The sequence below is a fragment of the Brevibacterium sp. K11IcPPYGO002 genome, assembly GCF_050920635.1.
Taxonomy (GTDB): domain Bacteria; phylum Actinomycetota; class Actinomycetes; order Actinomycetales; family Brevibacteriaceae; genus Brevibacterium.
In genome coordinates, this window is the sequence record NZ_CP131929.1 from 2,414,677 (window position 1) to 2,440,536 (window position 25,860).

Genomic DNA, 25,860 nt, shown 5'->3' on the forward strand with positions numbered 1-25,860 from the left:
CGCCGGACCGCGGGCAGTCTCAGACCGCATCTGCCGAACGCTTCTGTCGCCCCCGCTGGCTCGTCAGTGCGCAGCCTGATGCTTCCTCCGGCCCTTGACCAGTTCGGCGCGTCCGGTGTCCGGATCGGAGGCGAGAAGGATATTGACCCATCTGGCCTTCGGGTCCGCGTCGACCAGCAGAGCCTTGATCAGCAGGGTCGCCGGCAGCGCCAGCAGGGCGCCGAGCCAGCCGAGGATCCACACCCAGAACAGCAGGGACAGGAACGAGATCAGCGGGGTCACACCCACCGACTCGCCGGTGAACTTCGGTTGGATGATCGCCTGGATGACGAAGTTGAGCACACTGTAGGCGATGACCACCCACAGCGCCGACTGCCAACCGCTGTCGACCAGCGCCAGCAGAGCGGGCGGGACGAGACCGATGACGAAACCGATGTTCGGAATGTAGTTCGTCAGAAATGCGAGCACGCCCCACACCCAGATGAGCGGGACGTCGATGATCGCCAGGGCGATGACGTCGAGGAATGCGACGATGAGGCCGAAGACCGTCGCCACCACCCAGTAGCGGCGGACACCGCTGGCGAAGTCGCCGATCGACGCCGACAGCGACGGCTTGACGTCGAGCAGCATCGCCATCCGCTTGTCGATGCCCATCGAATCCATCGCCACGAAGAACACGGCCATGATCACGGTGGTCAGCAGGCCCGCAACCGACGACAGATTCGTCAGCAGCGGGTAGATGGCGTCGAGCACGGAGCGGACGTCGAAACCTGAGAGCTGCTGCTGGATCACCGAGGATGTCACTCCGATGTCCGACAGCAGCGCCAGCGCATTCTGGTACGTGGCGGCGAGTTCGTAGCTGTAGCTGGGGATGAGGATGACGAGTTCGGCGACCGACCACGCGGTGAGGCCGAAGAACGCGAAGATCATGCACAGCACGAGCACGACCGAGATGCACGCCCCGATCGCTCGCGGCACTTTGATCCTGGTGAGCAGCCGCTGCACCGGGTAGACGACGATGTAGAAGTTCAGGGCGAGGAACACCGGAGCCACGATGTCCTGGAGTCCGCGGAAGAACATCAGCGCATAGGCCAGCCCCGCCAGCGTCACCGCGATCATCAGCGCTCGCGCCGGCGGCCGCGCATGCCAGGGTCGTGCCTCGCCTGCCGTGCCAGGCTCGGAGCCGGGTGCGACTCCGGGCGCTGTGGTGAGTGCCGCGCTCGATTCGGTTTCGGAGGAGGAAGATCCCACCGTCACCGAGGCGGCCGAACCGGGAGCGTTCCCCACCGAGGCGGCCGGTGCGGCCGTCCCCGACGCAGAGGTCGCGCCTGCGGACTCCGAGTCCGACGCAGAGGTCGCCGCAGGGCCCGTGGGCTCGGAATTCGAGCCGGTCACCGGTCGTGAGGACGGCGCAGACTCGGCCGGGCGTGCGGCTTCGCCGGGCGATCCGGGTGCAGTGTCTGCGGAGCCCGATGCACTCGTCTGCTCGTCCTCGTTCATTCAGCGTCCCCGACGCTTCTCACGGATGCGCATCGACACCTCGATGGGGGTGCCCTTGAAGCCGAAGGTCTCGCGCAGACGACGGATGATGAACCGACGGTAGCCGGGGTCGAGGAAGCCGGTGGTGAAGAGCACGAACTTCGGCGGACGCGACTGCGCCTGAGTGCCGAAGAGGATGCGCGGCTGCTTTCCGCCGCGCACCGGGTGCGGGTTGGCTGCGACGAGCTCACCGAGGAACGCGTTGAGTCGTCCCGTCGGAATGCGGGTGTCCCAGCCGTCGAGAGCGGTCTCCATCGCCGGTACGAGCTTCTCCGCATGACGTCCGGTCTTCGCCGAGATGTTCACGCGCGGTGCCCACGCCACATGGCCGAGGTCCCGTTCGATCTCCCGCTCGAGGTAGAAGCGACGTTCGTCATCGAGCAGATCCCACTTGTTGAAGGCCAGCACCACGGCGCGTCCCGCCTCGACGGCGGTCGTGACGATGCGGACGTCCTGCTCGCTCAGGGGATCCTGGACCTCCATGAGGACGAGGGCCACCTCGGCGCGTTCCAGTGCGGTCTGTGTGCGCAGCGCGGCATAGAAGTCGGCGCCGCTGGCCTGATGGGCGCGACGACGGATACCGGCGGTGTCGACGAAGCGCCACTGCTTCCCACCGAGCTCGATGAGTTCGTCGACGGGATCACGCGTGGTGCCGGCGACATTGTCGACGAGCACCCGGTCGCTGCCGATGAGCTGGTTGAGCAGGGAGGACTTGCCGACATTCGGACGACCGACGAGGGCCACCCGACGCGGTCCGCCCTCTTCGACACGGGTGTCGACGGCCGAGACCTCGGGCAGGATCGTCAGCACTTCGTCGAGCAGGTCGGCGACACCCCGACCGTGCAGAGCCGAGACGGTCCACGGCTGGCCGAGGCCCAAGCCCCAGAGTTCTGCGGCCATGAGTTCGCCGCGTTCGTCGTCGACCTTGTTCGCGGCCAGCAGGACCGGCTTCTTCTTCCGGCGCAGCATCTTCACGACCATCTCATCGGTCGAGGTCGGACCGGTCGTGGCATCGACGACGAGGAGGACGGCATCGGCCATGTCCACGGCGATCTCGGACTGGATCGCAATCCGCGAGGCCATGCCCTTCGAGTCCTGATCCCACCCGCCGGTGTCGACGAGGGTGAACTCCTTCGTGTTCCATTCCGCCCGGTAGCTCACCCGGTCACGGGTGACGCCCGGAACGTCCTCGACGACGGCTTCGCGGCGGCCGAGGATGCGGTTGACCAGCGTCGACTTGCCGACGTTGGGGCGACCGACGACGGCCAGCACCGGTGCGGCGCCGAGCGCCTCGTCTTCGTCCTCGTCGAAGCCGTAGGCGCGCAGCAGCGCACGGTCCTCGTCTTCGAGCTCATAGCTTTCGAGTCCGGCCTCGAGCGCGGTCGCCCGCTGCTCGGCCTCCTCGTCGCTGATGCTCTCGACACGGTCGACGAGGTCGTCGTCGGGTGTCTCATGGAATTCGGATTCGCTCATTGTGAGTCCTTCACCAGCTGCAGCACCGTCTCGACCACCTGGTCGAAGTCGATGTCGCTGGTATCGAGTGTGTACACTCCGTCGGCGGCCTCGAGGAAGCTCGTCGTGGCGGAGTCCTTGGCGTCACGGCCCGTGACGAGGTCTTGGGTGGCGGCGATCGCCTCGGCGTCGGCATTGCCGTGCACTTCCTTCGCCCGGCGGGCCACACGGACCTCGTCGCGGGCGGTCATGAGGATGCGCACATCAGCGTCGGGGGCCACCACGGTCGTGATGTCCCGGCCTTCGACGACGATGCCCTCGGGTGCGGCGGCGATATAGGCCCGCTGCATGTCGATGAGCTCCTCGCGGGCGTCGATGACGCCGGAGACCGTCTGCACGTTCGCGGACACGTCCGCACCGCGGATGTCCTCGGTGACGTCGATGTCGTCGACGGAGACGAAGAATTCGTCCGGGCTGAGCGAGATCTCCAGATCCGCACCGCGCACCTGCTCGAGCACGTCGACGGGGTCGGTGACCCCGCGGTTGAGGCACAGCCACGCCATCGCCCGGTACATCGCACCGGTGTCCAGGTACTGGCAGCCCAGTCGCCGCGCCACCTCCTTGGCGGTGCTCGACTTGCCCACTCCGGACGGTCCGTCAATGGCTACGACGCTCATGCAGTTCCTTCTTTCTCGATGGCGGATTCGGGGATCTGCCATCCCTTCGACAGCAATCCGATCTCCAGCTCCTGCTGGATGGCCGGGACCACGGACACGTCGACCATGCCCAGTTTCCGACCGGAGGCGTGATCCATCCGGAAATCCTCGACATTGACGCCGAGGTCGCCGATGTCCTTGAACAGCCGGGCCAGCATTCCGGGCGTATCCGGAACCAGGATCGTGACAACAGCATAGGTGGTCGGCGGCTGCCCGTGCTTGCCGGGAATCCGGTCGTGTCCTTCGTTGCCCAAAGCGATCGCCTTGGCGAGCAGTCCCGTCGACCCGGGTCCGAGTTCGAGAGCGCCGATGACCTCGTCGAGTTCGGTACGCAGATCGACCAGTACGGAACGGACCTCCTCGGCGTTCCCGGTCAGGATCTGCGTCCACAGTCCCGGGTCCGAGGCGGCGATGCGCGTGACATCGCGCAGTCCCTGTCCGGCCAGCGAGATCTCCTCCAAGGGCGCATGCCGCAGCTGAGAGGCGACGAGGGAGGAGATGATCTGCGGCACGTGCGAGACCTTCGCGACCGCGGCATCGTGGATGCGCGGGTCCAGGTGGAGCACGGAGGCACCGGTGTCCTCGGCCATGGCGATGACCTCGCCGAGGCGGTCGGCCGGGGTGTCCTCATCCGAGCAGATCACCCAGGGTCGGGCCGTGAACAGGTCCGATTGGGCGGCGATCGCCCCGGACTTCTCGCGTCCGGCCATCGGATGGCAGCCGATGTAGCGATCGAGCTGAGTGCCCGTGACCAGTTCGCGCACCGCTTCGAGCAGGCGGGTCTTGACGCTGGCGACATCGGTGACCGTGGCGTTCGGGTAGTCCTCGAGTGCTGCGGCGATGACCCGTGCGGCGACGTCGGGCGGGGTGGCCACGACGACGATGTCCGGGTGTTCGGGTGCACCGACCTGACCGGCACCGAGGTCCGCGGCGAGCTGCTGCGCGGTCGGCGAGGTGTCTTCGAGGGTCACCTGATGGCCTTCGGCGCTCAGCGCCAACCCCAGGCTGGCACCGAGCAGGCCGGTGCCGATGATATGGACTCTCACAGACCGACGGCCTCGAACAGTGCGCCGACCTCGTCGGAGCGCAGCGGGCGGATCTTGCCCTGCTTCTGCTCGTCGAGGACGATCGGCCCGAATTTCAGCCGCACGAGGCGCTCCACCGGGTGGCCGATCTCGGCGAGCAGGCGGCGCACGATGCGGTTGCGGCCGGAGTGGAGGGTGAGTTCGACGACGGACTTGCCCGGGGTCGAATCGACGAGCTTGAAATCATCGACCTTGACGAAGCCGTCCTCGAGGTCGATTCCGGCCTTGAGGATGGCTCCGGCGTCCTTCGCCAGCTGGCCCTTGACCTTCGCGAGGTAGGTCTTCGGGATCTCGTAGCGCGGGTGGGCCAGCCGGTTGCTCAGCTCCCCGTCATTGGTGAGCAGGATGATGCCTTCGGTCTCCGTGTCGAGGCGGCCGACATGGAAGAGGCGCTCGTTGTTGTTGCGCACATAGTCGGCCAGGCAGGGGCGGCCCTCGGGGTCGCTCATGGTCGACACGACTCCCGCGGGCTTGTTGAGCACGAGGTAGACCTTCTTGGTCTGTGTCGAAATTCTCACTGTGTCCACGTACACGGACTGCGTTTCCGGGTCGATCCGGGTGCCCAGCTCGGTGACGATGCGGCCATCGACCTCGACGCGGCCGTCGACGATGAGCTGCTCACAGGCACGACGTGATCCCAGGCCCGCCTCGGCGAGCACTTTCTGCAGCCGCACCCCCCCGCTGACGTGGGCGTCCGATGTCTGACCGGCACCCGACCCGCCGCTGCTGGAGGCGTGATTGGCCGTCGCTGCGCGCTGTTTTCGGCTGGGTCGGTTCTGGCGCCCGCCGGGGGCGCGGTGATCACGGTAGGGACTCATACATCCATTCTCTCAAATCAATCAGCGACTCGTGACATCTCGGCGGTCGAATCGGAATCGTCGTCGAGATCGTCCTCGAGGGCGCCGTCGATCTCGGCGAGCACTTCGGTGTCCTGCGAGCCGAGTTCGGCGACGTCGGCGTCTTCGGGCAGGTAAGGGGCGATGTCCGGCAGATCGACGATCGCGTTCATGCCCATCGTGTCGAGGAACTGCGGCGTGGTGGCATAGAGCAGCGCCGAGGTGGTCGCCTCCTTGCCGGCTTCGACGATGAGTCCGCGCAGCAGCAGGGTGCGGATGACGCCGTCGACGCTGACTCCGCGGATGGCGGCGATGCGGGGCCGGGAGATCGGCTGCCGGTAGGCGATGACCGCAAGGGTCTCGAGTGCGGCTTGGGAGAGTTTCGCACTCTGCCCGGCGGTGAGGAAGTCCTTGACGACTTCGTGGTAGTCGCCGCGGGAGAAGATGCGGAAACCGCCGGCGACGTGACGGATCTCGAACCCGCGCTGGCGGTGGTCCTCATCCCCGTCGTAGTCGGCCTTGAGGATGCGGATGGCTTCGAGGACGGTGTCTTCGTCGAGGCCGAGGGAGCCTGCGAGGTCGGCGGCGGTCACGGCCGAATCGGTGATCATGAGCACGGCCTCGATGCCGGCGAGGATCTCGTCATCGATCATTCTGCGCTCCCCCCAGTGTTGGTCGCGGCCAGGTCGTCGTCCGTATCCAGGTCGTCGTTCGCATCCTGGTCGCGATCTGCGGCTTCGTCGCCGCTCCAGTCGCCTTCGGTGCGCAGGTCGACTCCGTCTTCGTTCATCTCGGTCCGGTGGATGAGCAGCCGACCCAGGGGTTCGGGCTGGTCGAAGTCGCAGAGGCCGACCTTGAACAGTTCGAGCAGGGCGAGGAATCTCGCGACGACGACCAGGGTGTTCTCGGCCGTTTCGAGCAGGTCCTGGAAGTCGACGTCTCCGACGCGCAGCAGGGACAGGATGTGCCCGCGCTGCTCGGAGACGCTCACGAGCGGTAAGTGGATATGGTCGACGGCGACGCTGGGCGGGGTGTGATCGCGTTGGAGCACGGTGGCGAAGATTCCGGCCAGTTCACCGGGTCCGATGTTCAGCTCCAGCGGCGGTAGCACGTCTTGGAACGCAGGCTCGAGGTCGACATCGCGTGGGGCGCGGATGGAACCGGCGGCCATCGCGTCGGCCAGATAACCGGACACGGACTTGTACGCCTTGTACTGCAGCAGCCGGGCGAAGAGGAGGTCTCGGGCCTCGAGCAGCTCGAGGTCGAGGACCTCTTCACCGTCTTCGTGCGGCAGCAGCCGGGCCGTCTTGAGGTCGAGCAGGGTCGCGGCGACGAGGAGGAACTGGGAGATCTCGGCGAGGTTCGCCTGATCCTTGAGCTCGGTGGTGTAGGCGATGAACTCATCGGTCACCTCGGCCAGCGCGATCTCCGTGACGTCGAGGCGACGTTTCGAGATCAGACCGAGCAGCAGATCGAAAGGGCCGGTGAAGTTCTCCAACCGCACCTGGAAGCCCTGCACGACGTCATCGCCGGAGTCGGCGCCTGTGGACCCATCGCCTGCGTCGACCACCTCGCCGGAGTCGGCGTCGGTCGGAACGGGGGCCGCCTCCTCCTCGTGGACTGCGGAGTCGCTCAGGGTGCGCCTCCGCGGGCGATGAGCTCCCGGGCCAGTCGACGGTAGGCTTCGGACCCGGCGTGCTTCGGGGCGAAGCTCGTGATCGGTTCGGCGGCCACGGAGGCGTCGGGGAACTTCACGGTGCGGTTGATGACGGTCTCGAAGACCTTGTCACCGAAGGCTTCGGTGACGCGCGACATGACTTCCTTCGAGTGCAGGGTCCGCGAGTCGAACATCGTGGCCAGGATTCCGTCTACCTCGAGTGAGGGGTTGAGTCGGTCCTGGACCTTCTCGATGGTCTCGACGAGCAGGGCGACACCGCGCAGGGCGAAGAACTCGGTCTCGAGCGGGATGACGACGCCGTGGGCGGCGGTCAGGGCGTTGACGGTGAGCAGCCCCAGCGAGGGCTGGCAGTCGATGAGGATGACATCGTATTCGTCGGCGACCTTCGACAGGGCGCGGGCGAGCACCTGCTCGCGGGCGACCTCGCCGACGAGCTGGACTTCGGCGGCGGAGAGGTCGATATTGGCCGGCAGGATGTCGATGTTGTCGAAGTCCGTTCCGACGATGACTTCGTGCGGGTCCAGTCGCGGGTTCATCAGCAGGTTGTAGATGCTGATGTCGAGTTCATAGGGGTTGAGTCCCAGTCCGACGGACAGTGCGCCCTGCGGGTCGAAGTCGACGAGCAGCATCTTGCGGCCGTACGCGGCCAGGGCCGCACCGAGGTTGATCGACGAGGTGGTCTTGCCGACCCCGCCCTTCTGGTTGACCATCGCGATGATGCGGGCGGGTCCGTGCGACGCCAGGGGTGCCGGCTCCGGGAAGTCCTGGGGCTCGCCTGCTGCCGACTTCTGCTGGGGGATATCCAACGCCTCTTGCGTATTCATCTCTCGGATGGCCACCTTTCGTTGCTCTACGTCCAACCCTACCGCGCCCGAGGGTGCGAGGTCGCGTACACTTCCCGCAGTGTCTCCTCGGAGACTTTCGTATAGATCTGCGTCGTCGTCACCGAGGCATGGCCGAGCAGCTCCTGGACGACGCGGATGTCCGCTCCGCCTTCGAGCAGATGCGTGGCGAACGAGTGCCGGAACGTATGCGGAGACACCTCGGCCCCGATGGCCGCCGCCTCACCGGCGTCCTTGACGATCTGCCATGCCGAGACCCGGGAGAGTCGGGTGCCGCGGGCGTTGAGGAACAGAGCCCCGGCGGGAGCCGAGGATCTCGCCTTCGCCGCCATCGACGGTCGCACCCGCGACACCCAGGCACCCAGGGCTCGGGCGGCGTGGGATCCGAAGGGCACGATCCTCTCCTTCCCGCCTTTTCCGTAGAGCCGGACGAGCCCGGAGTCGAGGTCGAGATCGTCGAGGTCGACGCCCACGGCTTCGGAGATGCGCGCCCCCGTGGCGTAGAGGAGTTCGAGAAGGGCCGCGGCCCGGATCTGGACCGGTTCCTCACCGTCGGTGGTGGCGATCATCGCTTCGATCTCGTCGAGCGCCAGAGCCTTGGGCAGCCGCAGTCCTTCCTGCGGTGGACTGACCTCGGAGGCCGGATCCGTCGGCGCGAGGTTCTCCCCCAGTGCGAAGGTGTGGAATCGGCGCACCGCGACCAGCGCGCGTGCCCGAGTCCGCGGTGCCAGTCCCGAATCGAGCAGGTGAAGAGCGAAGTTCTCCACCTTCTGTCGATCGACTTCGCCGAGGCGGCCCACCCCGTCGTCGGTCAGCCAGGTTCCGTACCGGGCGAGGTCACGAGCATAGGCGTCGATCGAGTTCATCGACAGTCCCCGTTCGAAGCGCAGGGAGGCGAGATAGGACCCGAATGCGCGCCGCAGGTCCTCGGGAAGGTCGTCGGGCAGGAGTTCGGCGCCGTGCCGAGCCATAGGGTCTCAGTCCTCGCCCGCGCCGGTCTGTGTCGACGGTGAGTTCCCGCCACCGGCACCGGTCGTCTCCGCCGTGGCCGAACCGGTCGTCTCGGCCATTGCCGAACCGGTCGTCTCGACGGTGGCACCGCGGCCGAAGTCGGGGCGGCCGTCGACGAGTCGCCTCGGCGCATCGACGGCACGCAGCTTGACCGGTGCTCCCGCTGCTTCGGCGCGCAGGACCCGGTCGACCTGGAAGATCGCCAGCTGAGCGATCGCGTTGGTGATCCGCCCGTCGGCCACGGCCTCGAGTGCGTCGTCGATGCCGACCCAGGCGAAGCGGAACCCTGCCTCTTCCTCGCCGCGTTCGTGACGGTCGGCCTCGGGCACGTAGGACAGCCCACGTGCCAGGTAGAGGCGCATCGTCTCGGAGCTGCCGCCCGGGGTCAGGCACGAGTCGCTGAGCACGTCCCAGTGTGCGGCCGTGAGGTCGGCCTCCTCGATGAGTTCCCTCTTCGCGGCGTCGAGCGGGTCCTCGCCGGGGATGTCGAGCAGACCGGCCGGAACCTCCCACAGTCGGGCGCGGACGGGGTGCCGGTACTGCTGGGCCAGCAGGATCCGCTGGTGGTCGTCGACGACGGCGATGCCGACAGCCCCGGTGTGCGCCATGAGATCACGGACGAGCCCGGAGGCCTCGGGCAGGTCGAAGGTCTCCTTGCGGATGTCCCACACCGCGCCTTCGTAGACGACCGCGGAGGAGGTGATCGGCGGGATCACCGGTTCGTCGGCGAGGGGCTGTTCATGGTCGGTGCTCATCTCATGGTCTGTGCTCATCGGCGCTCTCCCTGAAATCGACGTGGCTGAACTCGACGGTGCTGAACTCGACGGTGGTGGAACGGCGAATGCCGCCGGCGCTGGCGCCGACGGCATTCGCTGTGAGGATGGACAAGGGTCACTGACGCTCGAGTGCGGCGGCGACCAGACCCGCGAACAGCGGGTGCGGTGAGGTCGGCCGCGACTTCAGCTCGGGGTGCGCCTGGGTGGAGACGTAGAACGGGTGCTTATCATGCGGGAGCTCGACGAATTCGACGAGCTCACCGTTCGGTGAGGTTCCGGAGAACTCGAGCCCCGCCTCGGCGATCTGCTCGCGGTAGGTGTTGTTGACCTCGTAGCGGTGACGGTGCCGTTCGCTGATCGTCGTCGCCCCGTACACGCCGGCCACGACGCTGCCTTCGGTGAGCTTCGCCTCGTAGGTGCCCAGGCGCATGGTGCCGCCCAGGTCGCCTTCGCCTTCGACGATCGAGAGCTGCTCGGCCATGGTCGCGATGACCGGAACCGTGGTCTCGGGGTCGAACTCGGACGACGACGCGGCTTCGAGCCCGGCGACATTGCGTGCGTATTCGATGACCATGCACTGCAGACCCAGGCACAGGCCCAGGGTCGGAATGCCGTGGGTGCGGGTGTACTCGAGTGCGCCGAGCTTGCCTTCGATGCCGCGGATGCCGAAGCCGCCGGGCACGCAGATCGCGTCGAGGCCGGACAGGGCTGCCGCAGCGCCGGCCTCGGTGGAGCAGTCATCGGACTGGATCCACTTGATCCTGACCTTCGCATCGTTGGCGAAGCCGCCGTGGCGCAGCGCCTCGGTGACGGAGAGGTAGGCGTCGGGCAGGTCGATGTACTTGCCGACGATGCCGATGGTCACGTCCCGGGACGGGTTGTGCACGCGTTCGAGCACCCAGTCCCACTTCGTCCAGTCGACGTCGCGGAAGGGCAGGTTGAGGCTGCGGATGACGAACACGTCGAGGCCGCCGTCGTGGAGGACCTTCGGGATGTCGTAGATGCTCGGAGCGTCGACGCAGGACACGACCGCGTCGGTCTCGACGTCGCAGGCGCCGGCGATCTTCGCCCGGATCGAATCCGGCAGCTCACGGTCGGAGCGGAGCACGATCGCATCGGGCTGGATGCCGATGGAGCGCAGGGTGGCCACCGAATGCTGGGTCGGCTTCGTCTTCAGCTCTCCGGAGGGCCCGAGGTAGGGCACGAGGGAGACGTGGATGAAGAACACGTTGTCCCGGCCGATGTCGTGACGGACCTGGCGGGCCGCCTCGAGGAAGGGCTGGGATTCGATATCGCCGACGGTGCCGCCGATCTCGGTGATGATGACATCGGGACGGTCCGCCTCGGGGCGTTCGGCCTGGGCGCGCATCCGCGCCTTGATCTCGTCGGTGATGTGCGGGATGACCTGGACGGTGTCGCCGAGGTACGCGCCGCGGCGTTCCTTCGCGATGACCGAGGAGTAGATCTGCCCGGTGGTGACATTCGCCGCACCGTCAAGGTCATTGTCGAGGAAGCGCTCGTAGTGGCCGATGTCGAGGTCGGTCTCGGCGCCGTCCTCGGTGACGAAGACTTCACCGTGCTGGAAGGGGTTCATGGTGCCGGGATCGACGTTGAGGTAGGGATCCAGCTTCTGCATGGCCACGGTGAGGCCGCGCTGTGTGAGCAGATGGCCGAGGCTCGATGCCGTCAGACCCTTGCCCAACGAGGAGGCGACGCCTCCCGTGACGAAGATGTGCTTTGCCGTATGTGTGCCGCCAGGGCCAGTTCGATTCACCACGGGATTTGATTCTATCAAAGTCCGGCTCACGAATCCGAGACTGCGTCGACCTCGGCGTACAGATCAAGCAGCGTCTCGGAGATCGCCGCACCGTTGCTCACGTCGATGACCCGCTTCTTCGCCGCCACGGCGGAGGTTCCGCGTCCGGCCGGGTCGTCGAGAAGATGATTGATCTCACGCAGCAGCGCTTCCGTGTCGTCGGCGGGAACGGCCTGCGCGGCCTCTCCCCAGATTCCGGCGCGGCGTTCGCTGCCGATGAAGACCGCCGGTTTCGACAGCTGCATGAGGTCTTCGTGGGACAGTCCCGTCATCGTCTCGCTGGCGATGACGACATCGGCGGCGGCCGCGACATCGACGAGGTCTCCGGCCGGTGCCACGAGGACGCCGCGGTCGGCGAATTCGCGGGAGATCGTCGAGCGGTCCTTGCCGGTGCCGGTGAGGACGAAGACGACCTTGCGGTCACGGCGGCGCTGGTTGATCTGGTCGGCGGCGTCGAGGACGGTCGCCAGGGCCGTGTGGTCGCGCAGCGCGATGGGGCTGGCGACCATCCAGGTGCCTTGCGCGAGCCCGAGTTCGCGGCGGACCTCGGCGCGCGGTGTGCGCACGGTGAGGTCGACGTCGATGTCCGGGTGGACGAGTTCGGCGCGTTCGACGACCGGGACGCGGCCGCCGTAGTAGTCGACGACGGGTTCGGTCGTGCCGAGGACCGCGGTGGCCGTGCGGCCGACGATCTCGGCTCCGGTCTTCTCGATGACGTTCGCGGAGTCGAAGGATTCGATGGTGGCGACGACCTTCGGGTGCAGGCGGGCGGGCAGACCGGTGAAGGCCAGCCCGGCGAGCGTCGCCGCGTGCAGTCCGTGTGCGTGGACGATGTCGACGTGCTGGTAGTACTTGTGAAGGGTGAAGGCGGAACCGGGGTCAGCGGTCGTGAGTCGACGACGGGCGGTGAGCTCGATCTCGCGGAATTCGCCGGCCAGCTCCTCCGGGACTCCGAAGGTCCCCAGCAGAGACCGGTGCGCGGCGACGGCGACCTTGAAACCGGCCCGGAGGTGACCGAGCACGGCGAGCTTCGCCACTTCGACGACGGGACCGGTGGTATCGGCGAGCACGTGCAGAATCCTGGTGTCTGCGCTCAGTGGGTTGACCTCGCCGGATTCGCTCATTTCCTCATCCTCTTCTTTCGTTCGACGCTGGTTCTAGCCTACCTGGGCCGACACGAGTTCCGTGTAAAGACCTGCGAGTTCTTCGGCGACTTCCCTCTCATCGGGAAGCTCCGCTCCGCGTGCCCGGGCTCTCGTCCCGAGTTCGGCGCGGCGGGCGGGATCGACGGCGAGTTCGGCCACGGCTGCGGCGAAGGCGGCATCGTCATCATGGTCGATGAGCATCCCCGCGTCGCCGACGAGTTCGGCGGTGCCGCCGGTGGCGGTGGCCACGATCGCCTTGCCGGTCATCAGTGCTTCCTGGAGGACCAGTGCCCGGGCCTCCCAGACGCTGGTGAGCGCGTAGATGTCCGCGGCGGCCGCGAGTTCGGCGACATCGTCGCGGGGTCCGAGGAAATGCAGGGCCGGAATCGCCGAGGCGGCTGCCGCGTCGGCGTACTGGGCGCGGACGTCGGCGAGCACCTCATCGTCGGCGGCACCGGCGATGAGGGCGACGATCCCGCCCTGCCGGTCCCCCGCCCCGAGGCGGGCGAGTGCACGCACGAGCATCGGGTAGTTCTTCTGTCTGGCGACGCGACCGACGGCGAGGACGATGAGTGCCCCGGGATCGAAGTCGAATTCCTCGGCCAGTCCCGCACGGGTGGCGGCTGCCGCCTCGGCGGACACCTGAGTCACCTCGGGAGCGGCGGCTGGGAGGAAGCGGGCGGTCTGCGCGCCGAGTTCGCGGGCGCGGTCGACGAGGTCGGTGCTGGCTCCGAGGACGAGGTCGGCTCCGCGGGCGAGCATCGTCTCGACCCGGGTTTCGACCCGACCGCGCAGTCCCTGTCCGCTGGCCTGGTTGTGGAGGCTGAGGACGAATGTCGGCCGGGTCTTCAGCGTGCGCAGGGTCAGCAGGGTGATGAGCCCGGCCCGGAAACCGTGGGCGTGGACGATCTGCGGGGCGAAGCTGCGCAGGAGTGTGCGCTGTCGGCGGACGAGGGCGGCGTCGGAGGCGCCGATTCCGGTGCCGAGTTCGAGGACGCCGAACCGGACTCCGGGCAGCAGGGAGAAGCCGAAGTGTTCGTCGGTGGCGGCCGGTCCGATGACGCCGATCTCGTGGCCGGCGGCGGAGAGGTCTCGGGCGAGTGCGTGCACGTGGGTGCCGACTCCCCCGGTCGAGGTGCCGATGACGAAGACGATCCTCATGAGTCTTCCTCCCTGTCGGTGTCGTTGGGTCCACGGTCGCTGCTGCTTCCAGGGTCACCTCCGCTGGATCCGTGGTCGCTGTTGTGCGCGCCGGTCGCATGCGCGGTCGTCTCGTCGTTGACGTCGGCCCGGTTGCGGTCGGCCAGCAGGCGGCGGACTTCGCCGAGGAATCCACGGTCGATGACGAGCACGATGAGTCCGAAGACCACGCAGCCGAGGAGGGCGGCGATGATTCCGGCGATGACGGCCGAGCTCGCGGAGTTGTCGAAGAGTCCCCCGAGCCACTGCGAGGTCACGACTCCGGCGGTGCCGGCGACGACGGCGGCCCCGAGCGCGAGCAGCGACCGACGCCCGACGAGGGCGAGTCCGGTGGGACCGAGGACGCGGCGCATGTTCACGAGCAGGAACACTCCGGCCACGGTCATGCCCAGCACATAGCCGCTGCAGATGCAGATGAGGGTCAGACCGGGGTTCCCGTTCGCACCCGCGACCAGGATGGCTCCGATCATGCCGACGATGACGAGGATCCACCCCGTCGTCGTGGCGGCGGCCGAGTGGCGGGAGCGTTCGAGGGCGTAGAAGACGCGAGTGCCCCAGGCGACGAAGGACCAGCCCGGCACGGCCAGGGCCATGACCATGATCGCCGTGGCCATCGAGTCGAAGGGGGCGGCGGATTCGCTTTCGGCGTCGATGGCGATGAAGAAGGTCTGCAGGGGGCCTGCTGCCGAGAGCAGGATGACCGCGCCGAGTCCGCCGATGGCGATGATGAGAGCCGTCGTCGTCGAGGTCACCGAGCGCAGGCGCACTCCGGCTTGTCCACGTCGCTCAGCGGTCGCCTCGGGGTCGGTGGATCGACCCACCCAGGTCGACAGGGTCGGGAAGATCACGGTCGCCACGGTCACGGCGAGCACGGCGTAGGGCAGGAGGTAGACGGCGTTGATGTAGCTGAAGAGCACGAGGGTGCCGTCCCCGCCCGAATGGTTCGCCAGGCTCAGGGTCGCGAGCACGGCAGCCTGCTGGGCGAGCAGGGCCGACATTCCGGCTCCGGCCAGGCGCAGCGCACGGTGGGCGACGCCGGGTGGGAAGGAGAAGGTGGGGCGCAGTTTCAGCCCGGTCGAGGCCATCGGCAGTGCCAGCGGCAGGGCGAGGGCGGCGACGCCGACGGTGGTGCCCCAGCCGAGCCAGCCGAGGTGGGTCTGCCAGGTGTCGTCGCTGCCACCGGCGGCACTGTAGGCGATATAGCTGCCGATGACGACGAGGCTGGACAGCAGCGGAGCGAACGCCGGCCACAGGAACTTGCGGTGGGCCTGCAGCACTCCGGTGAGCACGGCGCCGATTCCGTAGAGGACGAGCTGCGGGGAGAACATGAGCAGCAGCTCGACGGTCGCCTGCACTCCCGCGGCGCTCGTCTTCTCATCGACGAGGATCCTCGCGATCTGCGGGGCGAAGGCGGCCAGCAGGATCGACAGCGGCAGGGTGACGCTGATCGCCCAGGTCAGCAGGCCGGAGGCGATGCGTCCGGCGGTCTCCCGATCCGATCTGGCCAGGGGAACCGCGAGCAGCGGGATGACCGCCCCGGCCAGGGCCCCGCCGGCGACGACCTCGAAGAGGATGTTCGGGACCTGGTTCGCGCTCTGGTAGGCGGTGCCGACGGTGCCGGCGCCGACGGTTGCCGAGAACACCAGCCAGCGGAGGAAGCCGACCAAACGGGTCAGCAGGGTGATGATCGAGACGAGCAGCGCCGTGGCGGCGAGGACTCGAACGAGCTTGTTCACTGAACCTCGCGGCCGAACGAGTCGATCTCCCGCAGACCCGGGGTCGATTCGATGACGGAAGTGAAGGACACTTTCTCGCTGGCCAGGGTGAGTCCGGCGAGGACGGCGAGGATGAGGCGTCGCTGTGCCGGGGTGGCGGTTTCGGCGAGGATCACGCCGATCGTCGCGCCCAGGGCGTTGGCGCCGGTGTCGCCGAGCATCGCGTCACCGGCGAGGTCGTCGGGCCAGGCGGCGGCTGTGGCTCCGGCGATCGCCCCGGCAGGTGCCCAGGACACGCGACGGTCGTGCTCGGTCAACGCCAGGGTCAGCGCTCCGGCTTTGAGTGCCCGACCGGGACGCAGATCGAGGAGGTTGAACAGGTTCGCAGATCCGGCGATCACTCCCCCGGTGACGATGACATCCGCGGCGGCTGCGTACCAGGTGCGGTCGGTTGTCGAGTGCGTGGAGCCGAAGAGCCCGGTCGGGCGAGTGCGGCTGCGCAGGATCGCGGCGGCAGCGATCGAGGCGAGTGGGATGCCGGTGATCTTGATCGTCCCGGTCGTGATCTGACCACGGGCCAGTGCGGACAGATGACCGCGCAGTCCCTTCGAGGACCCGGATTCGCAGAAGTCGTCGACCGCGCCGAGACCGCCGGCCGCGGCCGTGGCCAGCAGGGTCGCCGCCTTCTGGCGGGAGTCTTCGATGAGCAGGCTGCCGGCCAGCAGTCCCGTCGCGACGGCGGGTCCTTCAGCGAGTGAGACGTCGCGTCCGGCGTGGTTGGTGCGCACCACGGAGTCGTGGGTGCGCAGCCGCGAACCGAGCACGGCCTTCGTCGCGGTGAAGCCGACGAGTCCGGCAACGGCGGTGCTGACGATGGAGCGGATCATTTCTCGTCTCCCTTCTGCGTGTCCGCGGACGACGTCTCTTCGGTCTTGCCCGGCAGGATGCCTTCGGCGTCCTCGGCGAATCCGAAGTGTCCGTGGGTTCCGGCCTCTCCGGAGGCCAGGGCCCGGACGGTGATGACGGGGCCGGCACCGAGGCCGAGTCCGTCGACCGTGCTGGCGCGGGACTTCTCCGTCCGCAGCACGTTGACGAGTCCGTTCTGTGCCGATCCGGCGTCGCCGGCGACGACCACCGAGGTGGCTTCGGCGGTGAGTGCGGTGATGAAGTCGGTGACGAGGGTGCGGGTGCCCTTGTCGTCGGAGTTCTGCGGGCTGGGCTCGGTGTCCTCGGCCAGGGTCGAGTTCTCATCGTCGATGACGATGAACAGCGAGGTCGTCTTGTGGTCCGTGTCGGTGCGCAGACGGTCGGCTTCGACGAAGGCGTCGTAGAGCTTCGCCGCCTGCTTTTCGGCATCCGCCTGGTTGTCCTCGTCCTCGAGCATCGAGGCGTCACCGGTCAGGGCGATGACGAGGGCGGCGCGGATCGCGGTCGAGTCGTCCTTCGGCAGGCTGGGGACGAGGGTCCGCAGCGTCTTGAGGAACTGTGTGGAATCGGCGAGGCTGAGCGTGTTCGGTACGAACGAGACGTCACCGGCGATGGTGCCGTCGGCTTCCTTGACCCTGTTGCTGACCTCTTCGACCTGTTCGGAGTCCGCGTCGGGGGCGGCGATGATGCTCACTTCCTGCCCGTCGAGGATGCCGCCGATGAGTTCCGGGGCCGCGGCCGTGACGAACTCGTTCTGCTTGTCGATATTGCCCTTGGCAGCGTCGAGATCCGAGCGCAGGTTGTCGCGGTCGGTGCGCAGGGCGTCGACCTGGCTCTGCAGGGACTCCCCGATCGGTTCCTTCAGCGGTCCCGCGCCGAGGACGATGCCGACGGCCAGCGCCAGGAACACCGAGACGAGGGAGACGAGGTGGTAGCGGAAATCAATCACGGGTCTATTCCTTGGATGAGGCCGGCGGAGTCGGTCGATGCTGCGGGGTCGCCGCCGAAGAGGGAGCCGATCCAGCCGAAGAGGCCGTCGAGTTGGGCGCCGATGAGGCCGAGGAAGGTCTGTCCGGCCGAGGTCGCGGTCATCGCCACTCCGAGGGCGACGAGCCCGGCGACGACGAGCACGGCCAGCTGCAGGCTGGAGATGCGCTGCCGATAGAGCAGGGACACGCCCTTGGCGTCGATGAGCTTCGATCCCACGCGCAGGCGGGTGATGAAGGTCGAGGCCATGCCCTTGCGGCCCTTGTCGAGGAACTCCATGACGGTGTCGTGGGTGCCGACGGCGACGATGAGTTCGGCCCCTTTGTCATCGGCAAGCAGCATGGCGATGTCTTCGCTCGTGCCCGAGGCCGCGAAGGCTACGCAGTCGACTCCGAGGGCTTCGACCCGTTCGGTGCCCGGTGCCGTGCCGTCACGGTAGGCGTGGACGACGATCTCGGCGCCCGAGGTCAGGGCGGTGTCGGACACGGAGTCCATGTCTCCGACGATCATGTCCGGCCGGTGGCCGGCTTCGATGATGGCGTCGGCTCCGCCGTCGACGCCGATGAGCAGCGGCCGGTATTCGCGGATATAGGAGGCCAGCATCGCCAGATCCTCCTTGTAGTGGTATCCGCGGACGACGATGAGCACATGCCGGTCGGTGAACCTCGTCTTCACCTCGGGCACGACGAGTTCGGCCGAGAGTAGGTCGGAGTCCTTGCGGATGTATTCGACCGTGTTGTCGATGAAGTCCACGAGCACGGAGTTCATTCCCGCCTCGGCGGCGTGCATATCCTCGGCGATCGTCTCGGCCGTCTGCAGGACGCCCGTGGCCACCTCGGTCTCGCCCGCGTACACGGTGGCCCCGTCGATGGAGATCTCGGCGTTCTCGTCGACCGTGTCGAAGATCTCGGCTCCGGCGGCGTCGATGAGGGGGATGCCGGCGTCGACGATGATGCTCGGGCCCAGATTCGGGTAGCGGCCGGAGATCGATTTGTCGGCGTTGATCACCGCTGCCGGGCGGCACGCGACGAGAGCTTCGGCGGAGATGCGGTCGATATCGGAGTGTTTGATGACGGCGATGTCGCCGGCCTGCAGGCGCTTCGTCAGATCCTTTGTGCGTCGGTCCAGACGGGCAGGGGCGGGACCGGACCGGGTCGGTGCGGTGAGGTTCTCACGGTGTCTGCGCACTTTCATGGTCCGCTCATTCTCTCATCTGCTGCCAACGCCGGCCTCCTTGACCTGCCGTGCATTGTCGAGCAGTTCGGCCGCGTGGGCCTTCGCCGAGGCGGAGTCGTCCATGCCTGCCAGCATCCGGGAGAGTTCGACGACGCGTTCGGAATCGGTCAGTTCCGCCACACCCGAGCGCACGGTCTCGGCGTCATCGTCCTTGACGATGGTCACATGGGTGTCGGCCCACGCGGCGACCTGGGGCAGGTGGGTGACGACGATGACCTGGGCATTGCGGGCGAGCTTGGCCAGGCGGCGGCCGATCTCCACGGCCGCCTTGCCGCCGACTCCGGCGTCGACTTCGTCGAAGACGTAGGTGGGGATGAATTCGCTGGCGGCGCGGACGACTTCGATGGCGAGCATGACGCGGGAGAGCTCACCCCCGCTGGCGATCTTCGCGATGTCGTCGGGGAGGGAGGATTCGTGGGCGGCGAAGGTCAGCCGCACCTCGTCGGCCCCGTGGGTGGTGGGTTCGCGTTCGGAGATCTCGAAGTCGACCGAGGCCTTCGGCATCGACAGGGCGGCGAGTTCTTCGCTGACGGCGGCGGAGAATTCGTCTGCGGTGGCCTTGCGGATCTCGGTGAGCGCCGAGGCGGCCGCCTCCATGGTCTCGCGGGCCTCAGCGAGTTCGGCGTCGAGTCCGTCGAGATCACGGTCTTCGGCTTCGAGTTCGGCGAGTTCCGCGGCCGATCGGGTTTCGAAGTCGAGGACCTCGGCGACGTCCTGACCGTAGGGGGCCAGAGTCCCGAGTTCCGCGCGCCTGGCCTCGGTCTCCTCCAGCGAGGTCTCGCCGAGTTCGTCGAATCCGGAGAGGTAGTTCGACAGTTCCGCGGCGGAGTCGGACAGCCGCAGCACGGCGTCGCCCAGGGCTTCGCGGATGGTGACGAGATCCTTGTCGGAGCCTTCGACATCGGTGATCGTGCTGATGGCCTGGTGAACGAGGTCGACGGCGGCTCCGGCATCGTCGATCTCCGAACCGAGCAGCAGGTCGTGGGCGGCGCCGACGGCCCGGGTGATCTCGGCGGCGGCGCCGAGCTTCGCCGACTGTGCGGCCAGGGTCTCGTCTTCACCGGGTTCGGGGCGGACCTTGTCGATGGCCTCGAGGCAGCCGCGCAGCCACAGGATGCGTTCGCGGCGGGCGGCCGTGGAGTCCTTGATGCGGCTGACGCGGGCCTCGGTCTCGCGCCAGGTCTCGAAGGCGGCACGGTAGCGCTCGGCCACCTCGGCGAGAGCAGCACCACCGGCGGCGTCGAGCAGCTGCCGCTGTTGGGCGGCGCCCTTGAGGCGCAGCTGTTCGGACTGGCCGTGGAGGGTGATGAGGTCCGAGGAGATGTCGGTGAGCACGGAGATCGGCACGGTGCGTCCGCCCGCCGTCGCCCGGGCGCGGCCTTTCAGCGCCACGGTGCGGGAGATGATCGCCTCGTCATCGGCGCTGCCGCCGGCTTCCTCGATGCGCTCGCGCACGGGTTCGGAGACTCCGGTGAAGATGCCTTCGACCTCCGCCTTCTCCGCGCCTTTGCGCACGACTCCGGAGCCGACCTTGCGGCCCATGAGCAGGGACAGGGCGGAGACGAACATGGTCTTGCCCGCACCGGTCTCACCGGTGACGACGGTGAAGCCGGTGTCGAGTTCGACGGCGGCTTCGGCGATGACGCCGAGGTGGGAGATGCGCAGTTCGGAGATCATTCAGGCCTCCTTGATCGGTCCTCGCCAGCCGGAGACGGGCAGGCGGAACTTCGCGACGAGTCGGTCGGTGAACGGGCCGGTGTGGAGGCGGGCGAGCCGGATCGGCGACTTCGACCGGGTGGCTTCCACGCGGGCCCCGGACGGCAGTTCGAGGGCGCGGCGGCCGTCGCACCACAGCACGGCGGAGAATTCGGGGTTCATCTGGGAGATCTCCACACCGAGGCGGGAGGTCGGGTTGACGACGAGTGGTTTGGAGAACAGGGCGTGGGCGGAGATCGGCACGAGGATGAGCGCTTCGACCTCGGGCCAGACGATGGGTCCGCCGGCGGAGAACGAGTACGCGGTCGAGCCGGTGGGGGTGGCGAGGATGACGCCGTCGCAGCCGAAGGAGGACACGGGGCGGGCGTCGACGCCGAGGACGACGTCGATCATCCGGGACTTCGAGGTCTTCTCGATGGTCGCCTCGTTGAGCGCCCAGGCGTTGAAGATGTTCTCGCCTTCGTGCCACACGGAGACGTCGAGGGCGAGCCGCTCCTCGACGGAGTAGTCGCGTTGGGAGGCACGGTGGACCGCCTCGGCGAGGTCTTCCTTCTCGCTTTCGGCGAGGAATCCGACGTGGCCCAGGTTGATGCCCATGAGCGGGGCGCCGGAACCGTGGAAGCGTTCGGCGGCGCGCAGGATCGTGCCGTCGCCGCCCAGGACGATGACGAGTTCGCAGGCGTTCTTCCACTCCCCCAGTTCGGAGGGGTCGATGATCGTGCAGTGGTTGAGGATGGGTTCGTCGTCGACGGCTTCGGCCTGGCGGGCGCGGATGCCGACGATCTCGTCGGAGAGGACGACGGGGGTGACGCCGTCGTCGAGGAGGGCCTTGAACACGCTGACGGCGGCCACGGCCGACTCATCACGTTGGGGGTGCAGCAGCACCATGATGTGTCTGGTCACGACTCTCCTCTCATCATGTCGTCCAGGTGGGCGGGGATGTCTGCTTGGTCGAGCCTATCGGACTGGTGGTGTGTTCGGCCTGGGCGAACACGCAGGAAGTACTCTCGATTCCCGCTCGGGCCCGGCAGGGGTGAGGGGGCGATGTCGGTGACGCGGGCGCCGTCGTCAGTCACCGCCTCGAGGACGGAGTCGATGGCGCGGCGGCGTCTGTCCCGGCTGGTGACGACGCCGTGTTTGTCCAGGGACGCACGGGCCAGTTCGAATTGGGGTTTGACCATGAGGAGGAGTTCCCCGCTCGCAGCGGTGGCGGCCAGCAGCGGGCCGATGAGCAGGCGCAGGGAGATGAAGGAGACGTCGGCGACGACGAGGTCGACGGTGGGCACGTCGGAGTCGGCCAGTTCGCGCAGATTGAGTCCTTCGCGGACGTGGACGCGCGGGTCGTCGCGGAGGATGGGCGCGAGTTGGTCGTGGCCGACGTCGACGGCCCAGACGTGCGCAACTCCGTGCGTGAGGAGGACTTGGGTGAAGCCGCCGGTGGAGGCTCCCGCGTCGAGGGCGGTCAGACCCTTGAGTCGGTCGGTGAGGTCGAAGGCGTCGAGGGCGCCGAGGAGTTTGTGGGCGCTGCGGGCGACCCAGGGGTCGGGTTCGGTGACGGTGATGTCGTCGACGTCTCTCACGTCCTGGGAGGCTTTGGTCGCGGAGCGGCCGTTGACGGTCACGCGGCCGGCGGCGATTTCGCGGGCGGCGCGGGAGCGGGAGTTCAGCAGCCCGCGGTCGACGAGTGCCCGGTCGAGTCTGCTCACAAGGAGCCCACCTGGGCGTCGAGGTCGTCGAGCAGGGAGTTCAGCTGTCCGTGGCGCTCGGCTGCCGGTGCCTCTCTGGCTGCGGCGAGGCCGGCCCGCCATGTCTCCACCGGCACGTCCCCACTCACCGAGGCCGGGGTCGGCGCGGAGTTCGGGCCGGGATTCGGGCCGGGTGTCGGGGTCGGTCGCGGGGTTTCGCTCATGAGTCCTGACCGATCCGGCGGGGCAGGCGACCGTCGGCCAGGACCGCCTCGGCGTCGGTCTCCCCTGCATCGATGGCTGCCCATGCACGCCGGAGTTCGGCTTCGATCCGGGCGGACTCACCGCGGTCGGTTCCGGTGATGAGGGCTTCGAGTCCGCGCAGATTCGGCAGGATGAAGGTCGGTCGGCTCTCGGGTCCTGTGCGCAGGGCATCGTGGATGTCGTGGATTCCGGTGAGGACGAGGGCCGTGTCGATTCCGGCGGCACAGCCGCCTTCGATGTCGGTGTTGAGGCGGTCGCCGACCATGAGCGGGCGGTGCGCACCGAGGCGGCCGGCCGCGAAGTCCATCATGTGCGGGGCGGGTTTGCCGACGATGACGGGGGTGGAGTCGGTGAGTCGGGCGATGAGTTCGACGAAGGCACCGTTGCCGGGGACTTTCCCGGTCTCCGTGAGGAGGGAGAAGTCGGGGTTGCTCGCCCACCATTCGGCGCCGGAGCGGATGATCTCGCAGGTGCGGACGATCTTCGCGTAGTCGATCTCCGGGTCGAGTCCTTGGGCGACGGCGACGGGTTCCGCGTCCGGTGAGTCCGTGATGTCGAGGCCGGCATCGTCGAGTGCGATGCGCAGTCCGGTCGTGCCGAGGAGGTGGACGCGCGCACCGGGTCCGAAGCGTTCGGCCAGGCGTTCGGCGAGCACCTGCGCCGAGGTGGTCACCTCGTCTGCGGAGGCATCGACACCCATTCCGGTGATCTTCTCGGCGGTGGCGACGGCGGTGCGGGTGGCGTTGTTCGTGACGTAGCTGACCGGGATCGACTGGGAGTGGAGCCAGTTGATGCCGTCGGCGGCTCCGTCGATGGCGTGGGTGCCGTGGTAGACGACTCCGTCGAGGTCGAACAGGACGCAGTCGATGGGCGTACCCGGGGACTCGGGCGGGCGCCCATCTGCTGTGCTGTCCTGTTCGGCGGTCAGTGTCACTGGTCTCCGTCGGCCTCGGCTGCTGTCGTCCCAGACTCGGCGTCTGCGTCGGCGTCGGAACCGGCGTCGGCGAGGATCTCGTCGAGTTCGGCTTCGATCTCATCGTCGGTGACTGTGACCGACTTCAATTCCTTCGCCGAGACATGCGTCTTCGACTTCGGTGCTGCTGGCGGAGCTTCGGTCTCTGGCTCGGCGTCCTCGGCAAAATCGAATTCGGATGCCGAGTCGGCAACATCAGCTTCGGGCGCCGAGTCGGTCGCAGCTTCAGCGGTCTCAGCCTCTGCTGCCTCTTCGGCGGCTTCCTCGGAGGCGGCCGCGTCACCGTCGGCGCCTTCGGAGGCCCCGGCTTCGGCAGCTGCGGGCTCGTCTTCGACCTCGTCGACGGTTTCGATCTCGACGCCGGCGTTGAGGTCCGGCACCTCGTCGCCGAACAGAGTGCCGGTCGCCTTGGCGGTCCGGCGGGAGAGCTCCTCGTACTTGTCGGCGAGTTCGCCTTCGCCGTCGATGCGCAGCACCTCGGCGTAGGCGGCCATGAGTCGGACGAGTCCGCCGCAGGGCTTCTGAGTGAAGTCCTCGGCTTCGATGAGTCGGCGCGCTCCGGCGATGTCATCGAGGTCGGATTTGGCGCCGGCCGCGACGATGACGAGTTCGGTGCGGGTGTCGGCGTCGAGGTCGAGCTCCTCGGAGGTCTTCAGCAGCTCGAGGGCCTTCTCGGGCTTGCCGCGGCCGCGTTCGGCGTCGGCGATCAGCGCGATGTTGTCGTTCGAGCCGGAGATGCGACGGTGGGTGCGCAGTTCGCGGACGGCTTCGTCGTAGTTCTCCACGTAGTACGCGGCGATGCCGAGTGCTTCGCGGACGACGGCGACACGGCCGGCGCGGGCCATGGCGGCCTTCGCGTGCTCGTGGGCGCGTTCCGGGTCGAGGTCGAGCAGCCCGCCGGCGGCGACGAGGTGTTTGGCGACCATGTCGGCGTTCTCTTTGTCGAGGGTGCGCAGCTGTGACGAGATCTCTTTGTCGAGTTCGCGACCGGTGACGCCATCGGGAATCTCGGGTTCCTGGATCCGCGGGCGGCGGGCGCGCTGTTCGCGTGCGTAGTCGCCGGTGTCGGTCTTGCGAGAGGCACGACGATCATTGTCGCCTCGGCCGTGGCCGCCGCGTCCTCCACGGTTGTCGTCCCGTCGATTTCCGCGGTAGCCGCCTCGACGGTCGTCACCGTCACGGCGGTCCCGGTTGAAGCCGCCCCGACGGTCATCGTCGTTCCGGCGGTTGCCCTGGTAGCCACCCCGACGGTCATCGTCGTTCCGACGGTCGCGATTGAAGCCGCCCCGTCGATCGTCGTCGTTGCGACGGTTCCCTTGGTAGCCGCCGCGGCGATCATCATTGTTCCGACGGTTGCCCTGGTATCCGCCACGACGGTCGTCCCCGTCGCGACGATCGCGATTGAAGCCACCGCGTCGATCGTCGTCATTGCGGCGATTGCCCTGGTAGCCGCCACGGCGATCATCATCCCGGCGGTCTCGATTGAATCCGCCCCGACGATCGTCGTCACGGCGGTCACGGTTGAACCCACCACGGCGGTCATCGTCGTTGCGACGGTTGCCCTGGTAGCCGCCTCGGCGGTCGGACTGGCGTGGCCCGCGACCGTCCCGGTTGTCCGGTCGACGGTTGCGATTGTTGTCGCGATCTGAGCGGCGACCGCCATCTGCGCGGCGGTTGTCCTGCCTGTCTCGCGAATCCCCTTGGGCCACGATTCTCCCTATGAAGTCTTTTCGGTGTTCCGCTCTATTCTAGTCCACTTACTGCTTCGTCGCCGTGTGGGCGGGGACACGTCGGCGGTCCGTTCACGCTCATCGTCGTGCCCGCTGCTGTGCACGTCGAGGCCCAGGTCACCGCCTCAGCGCTCTGTTAGAATCAAGGCGACTCCAGTGGAACGGCCGACGGCAATCGAAGACGTCCGGCGGCAGCGGGTGCCCGCGCCGCCTCGACACCAGGGGATGAATGACACCTGACGTGGAAGCTCATTGTGCGGATGACAGATGTCTCCGCGATTCCACGATCAGAATTTTCGGCCTGGATGCTCAGCTGTCCCCCGCAATCTCCCATGTGGCGATGACCAATCTCACCGGCCTGTGTGACCAGCATCATCGGATTGCGCGTTCGGCCCCGGTCTTCGCCTATTGTGATTTCCGGAAGCATGCGAGTCGGCACCCCAGAACCAGTCGCCGCGCAGGTCAGACTGCCGGCACACGCCGGCAGTCGGCTCTGCGGCCGCTGCTGTGTCTTTGTCTGCACGGCCTGCA

Annotated in this window: 24 protein-coding genes; 1 reads left to right on the top strand and 23 read right to left on the bottom strand. The window is 67.7% G+C overall.

The window, feature by feature from the left end; genetic code table 11:
• Positions 1 to 63: 63 nt before the first annotated feature.
• From QYM46_RS10955 to QYM46_RS11065, 23 genes are all read right to left on the bottom strand, one after another.
• Positions 64 to 1,500, bottom strand: coding sequence for an AI-2E family transporter (locus QYM46_RS10955; protein WP_432788949.1), 1,437 nt, complete (start codon positions 1,498 to 1,500; stop codon positions 64 to 66).
• Positions 1,501 to 3,012 (bottom strand): ribosome biogenesis GTPase Der, encoded by a 1,512-nt coding sequence (gene der, locus QYM46_RS10960; RefSeq protein ID WP_432788950.1) that lies wholly within the window; start codon positions 3,010 to 3,012, stop codon positions 1,501 to 1,503.
• Positions 3,009 to 3,668, bottom strand: coding sequence for a (d)CMP kinase (gene cmk, locus QYM46_RS10965; RefSeq protein WP_169252514.1), 660 nt, complete (start codon positions 3,666 to 3,668; stop codon positions 3,009 to 3,011). Before cmk ends, der begins: the two co-directional genes overlap by 4 nt.
• Complete coding sequence (locus tag QYM46_RS10970; RefSeq protein WP_432788951.1) at positions 3,665 to 4,753, bottom strand: prephenate dehydrogenase; 1,089 nt, start codon at positions 4,751 to 4,753, stop codon at positions 3,665 to 3,667. Before QYM46_RS10970 ends, cmk begins: the two co-directional genes overlap by 4 nt.
• Positions 4,750 to 5,610 (bottom strand): pseudouridine synthase, encoded by an 861-nt coding sequence (locus QYM46_RS10975; RefSeq protein ID WP_432788952.1) that lies wholly within the window; start codon positions 5,608 to 5,610, stop codon positions 4,750 to 4,752. The genes QYM46_RS10970 and QYM46_RS10975 overlap by 4 nt, the downstream gene beginning before the upstream one ends.
• Before the next feature lie 17 nt (positions 5,611 to 5,627).
• Positions 5,628 to 6,281: an SMC-Scp complex subunit ScpB gene (gene scpB, locus QYM46_RS10980; RefSeq protein ID WP_432788953.1), complete on the bottom strand. Its 654-nt coding sequence runs from the start codon at positions 6,279 to 6,281 to the stop codon at positions 5,628 to 5,630.
• Complete coding sequence (locus tag QYM46_RS10985; protein WP_432788954.1) at positions 6,278 to 7,198, bottom strand: segregation and condensation protein A; 921 nt, start codon at positions 7,196 to 7,198, stop codon at positions 6,278 to 6,280. Before QYM46_RS10985 ends, scpB begins: the two co-directional genes overlap by 4 nt.
• Positions 7,199 to 7,260: 62 nt before the next feature.
• A complete protein-coding gene (locus QYM46_RS10990) occupies positions 7,261 to 8,130 on the bottom strand; it encodes a ParA family protein (RefSeq protein WP_025780119.1) in 870 nt (289 codons plus the stop codon).
• A gap of 38 nt (positions 8,131 to 8,168) precedes the next feature.
• On the bottom strand, positions 8,169 to 9,119 hold the full coding sequence (gene xerD / locus QYM46_RS10995) for a site-specific tyrosine recombinase XerD (protein ID WP_432788955.1): 951 nt from the start codon (positions 9,117 to 9,119) through the stop codon (positions 8,169 to 8,171).
• Positions 9,120 to 9,125: 6 nt separating this feature from the next.
• A complete protein-coding gene (locus QYM46_RS11000) occupies positions 9,126 to 9,932 on the bottom strand; it encodes an NUDIX domain-containing protein (RefSeq protein ID WP_432788956.1) in 807 nt (268 codons plus the stop codon).
• Between the two features lie 118 nt (positions 9,933 to 10,050).
• Positions 10,051 to 11,730 carry a CTP synthase gene (locus QYM46_RS11005; RefSeq protein ID WP_432788957.1) on the bottom strand — a complete coding sequence of 560 codons (1,680 nt, stop codon included), beginning with the start codon at positions 11,728 to 11,730 and terminating at the stop codon, positions 10,051 to 10,053.
• An 8-nt stretch (positions 11,731 to 11,738) separates the two neighbouring features.
• Complete coding sequence (locus QYM46_RS11010; RefSeq protein ID WP_169252521.1) at positions 11,739 to 12,875, bottom strand: glycosyltransferase; 1,137 nt, start codon at positions 12,873 to 12,875, stop codon at positions 11,739 to 11,741.
• A gap of 33 nt (positions 12,876 to 12,908) precedes the next feature.
• Positions 12,909 to 14,057: a glycosyltransferase family 4 protein gene (locus QYM46_RS11015; protein WP_432788958.1), complete on the bottom strand. Its 1,149-nt coding sequence runs from the start codon at positions 14,055 to 14,057 to the stop codon at positions 12,909 to 12,911.
• Positions 14,054 to 15,832, bottom strand: a complete 1,779-nt coding sequence (gene murJ / locus QYM46_RS11020) for a murein biosynthesis integral membrane protein MurJ (RefSeq protein ID WP_432788959.1) — start codon at positions 15,830 to 15,832, stop codon at positions 14,054 to 14,056. The genes QYM46_RS11015 and murJ overlap by 4 nt, the downstream gene beginning before the upstream one ends.
• Positions 15,829 to 16,698 carry a hypothetical protein gene (locus tag QYM46_RS11025; protein WP_432788960.1) on the bottom strand — a complete coding sequence of 290 codons (870 nt, stop codon included), beginning with the start codon at positions 16,696 to 16,698 and terminating at the stop codon, positions 15,829 to 15,831. Before QYM46_RS11025 ends, murJ begins: the two co-directional genes overlap by 4 nt.
• A complete protein-coding gene (locus QYM46_RS11030; RefSeq protein WP_432788961.1) occupies positions 16,695 to 17,687 on the bottom strand; it encodes a copper transporter in 993 nt (330 codons plus the stop codon). Before QYM46_RS11030 ends, QYM46_RS11025 begins: the two co-directional genes overlap by 4 nt.
• Positions 17,684 to 18,919, bottom strand: a complete 1,236-nt coding sequence (gene steA / locus QYM46_RS11035) for a putative cytokinetic ring protein SteA (RefSeq protein WP_432788962.1) — start codon at positions 18,917 to 18,919, stop codon at positions 17,684 to 17,686. Before steA ends, QYM46_RS11030 begins: the two co-directional genes overlap by 4 nt.
• Before the next feature lie 15 nt (positions 18,920 to 18,934).
• On the bottom strand, positions 18,935 to 20,638 hold the full coding sequence (recN, locus tag QYM46_RS11040) for a DNA repair protein RecN (protein ID WP_432788963.1): 1,704 nt from the start codon (positions 20,636 to 20,638) through the stop codon (positions 18,935 to 18,937).
• Positions 20,639 to 21,580 carry an NAD kinase gene (locus QYM46_RS11045; protein WP_211167984.1) on the bottom strand — a complete coding sequence of 314 codons (942 nt, stop codon included), beginning with the start codon at positions 21,578 to 21,580 and terminating at the stop codon, positions 20,639 to 20,641.
• On the bottom strand, positions 21,577 to 22,383 hold the full coding sequence (locus QYM46_RS11050) for a TlyA family RNA methyltransferase (protein ID WP_432788964.1): 807 nt from the start codon (positions 22,381 to 22,383) through the stop codon (positions 21,577 to 21,579). Before QYM46_RS11050 ends, QYM46_RS11045 begins: the two co-directional genes overlap by 4 nt.
• Complete coding sequence (locus QYM46_RS11055; protein ID WP_432788965.1) at positions 22,380 to 22,586, bottom strand: hypothetical protein; 207 nt, start codon at positions 22,584 to 22,586, stop codon at positions 22,380 to 22,382. The genes QYM46_RS11050 and QYM46_RS11055 overlap by 4 nt, the downstream gene beginning before the upstream one ends.
• Entirely contained in the window at positions 22,583 to 23,560 is a 978-nt protein-coding gene (locus tag QYM46_RS11060; RefSeq protein WP_432788966.1) for an HAD-IIA family hydrolase, read from the bottom strand. Before QYM46_RS11060 ends, QYM46_RS11055 begins: the two co-directional genes overlap by 4 nt.
• Positions 23,557 to 24,525, bottom strand: a complete 969-nt coding sequence (locus tag QYM46_RS11065; RefSeq protein WP_432788967.1) for a tetratricopeptide repeat protein — start codon at positions 24,523 to 24,525, stop codon at positions 23,557 to 23,559. Before QYM46_RS11065 ends, QYM46_RS11060 begins: the two co-directional genes overlap by 4 nt.
• A 180-nt stretch (positions 24,526 to 24,705) precedes the next feature.
• Between QYM46_RS11065 and QYM46_RS11070 the strand changes: the two genes are divergently transcribed.
• Positions 24,706 to 25,248, top strand: a complete 543-nt coding sequence (locus QYM46_RS11070) for a hypothetical protein (protein ID WP_432788968.1) — start codon at positions 24,706 to 24,708, stop codon at positions 25,246 to 25,248.
• Positions 25,249 to 25,860 lie beyond the last annotated feature (612 nt).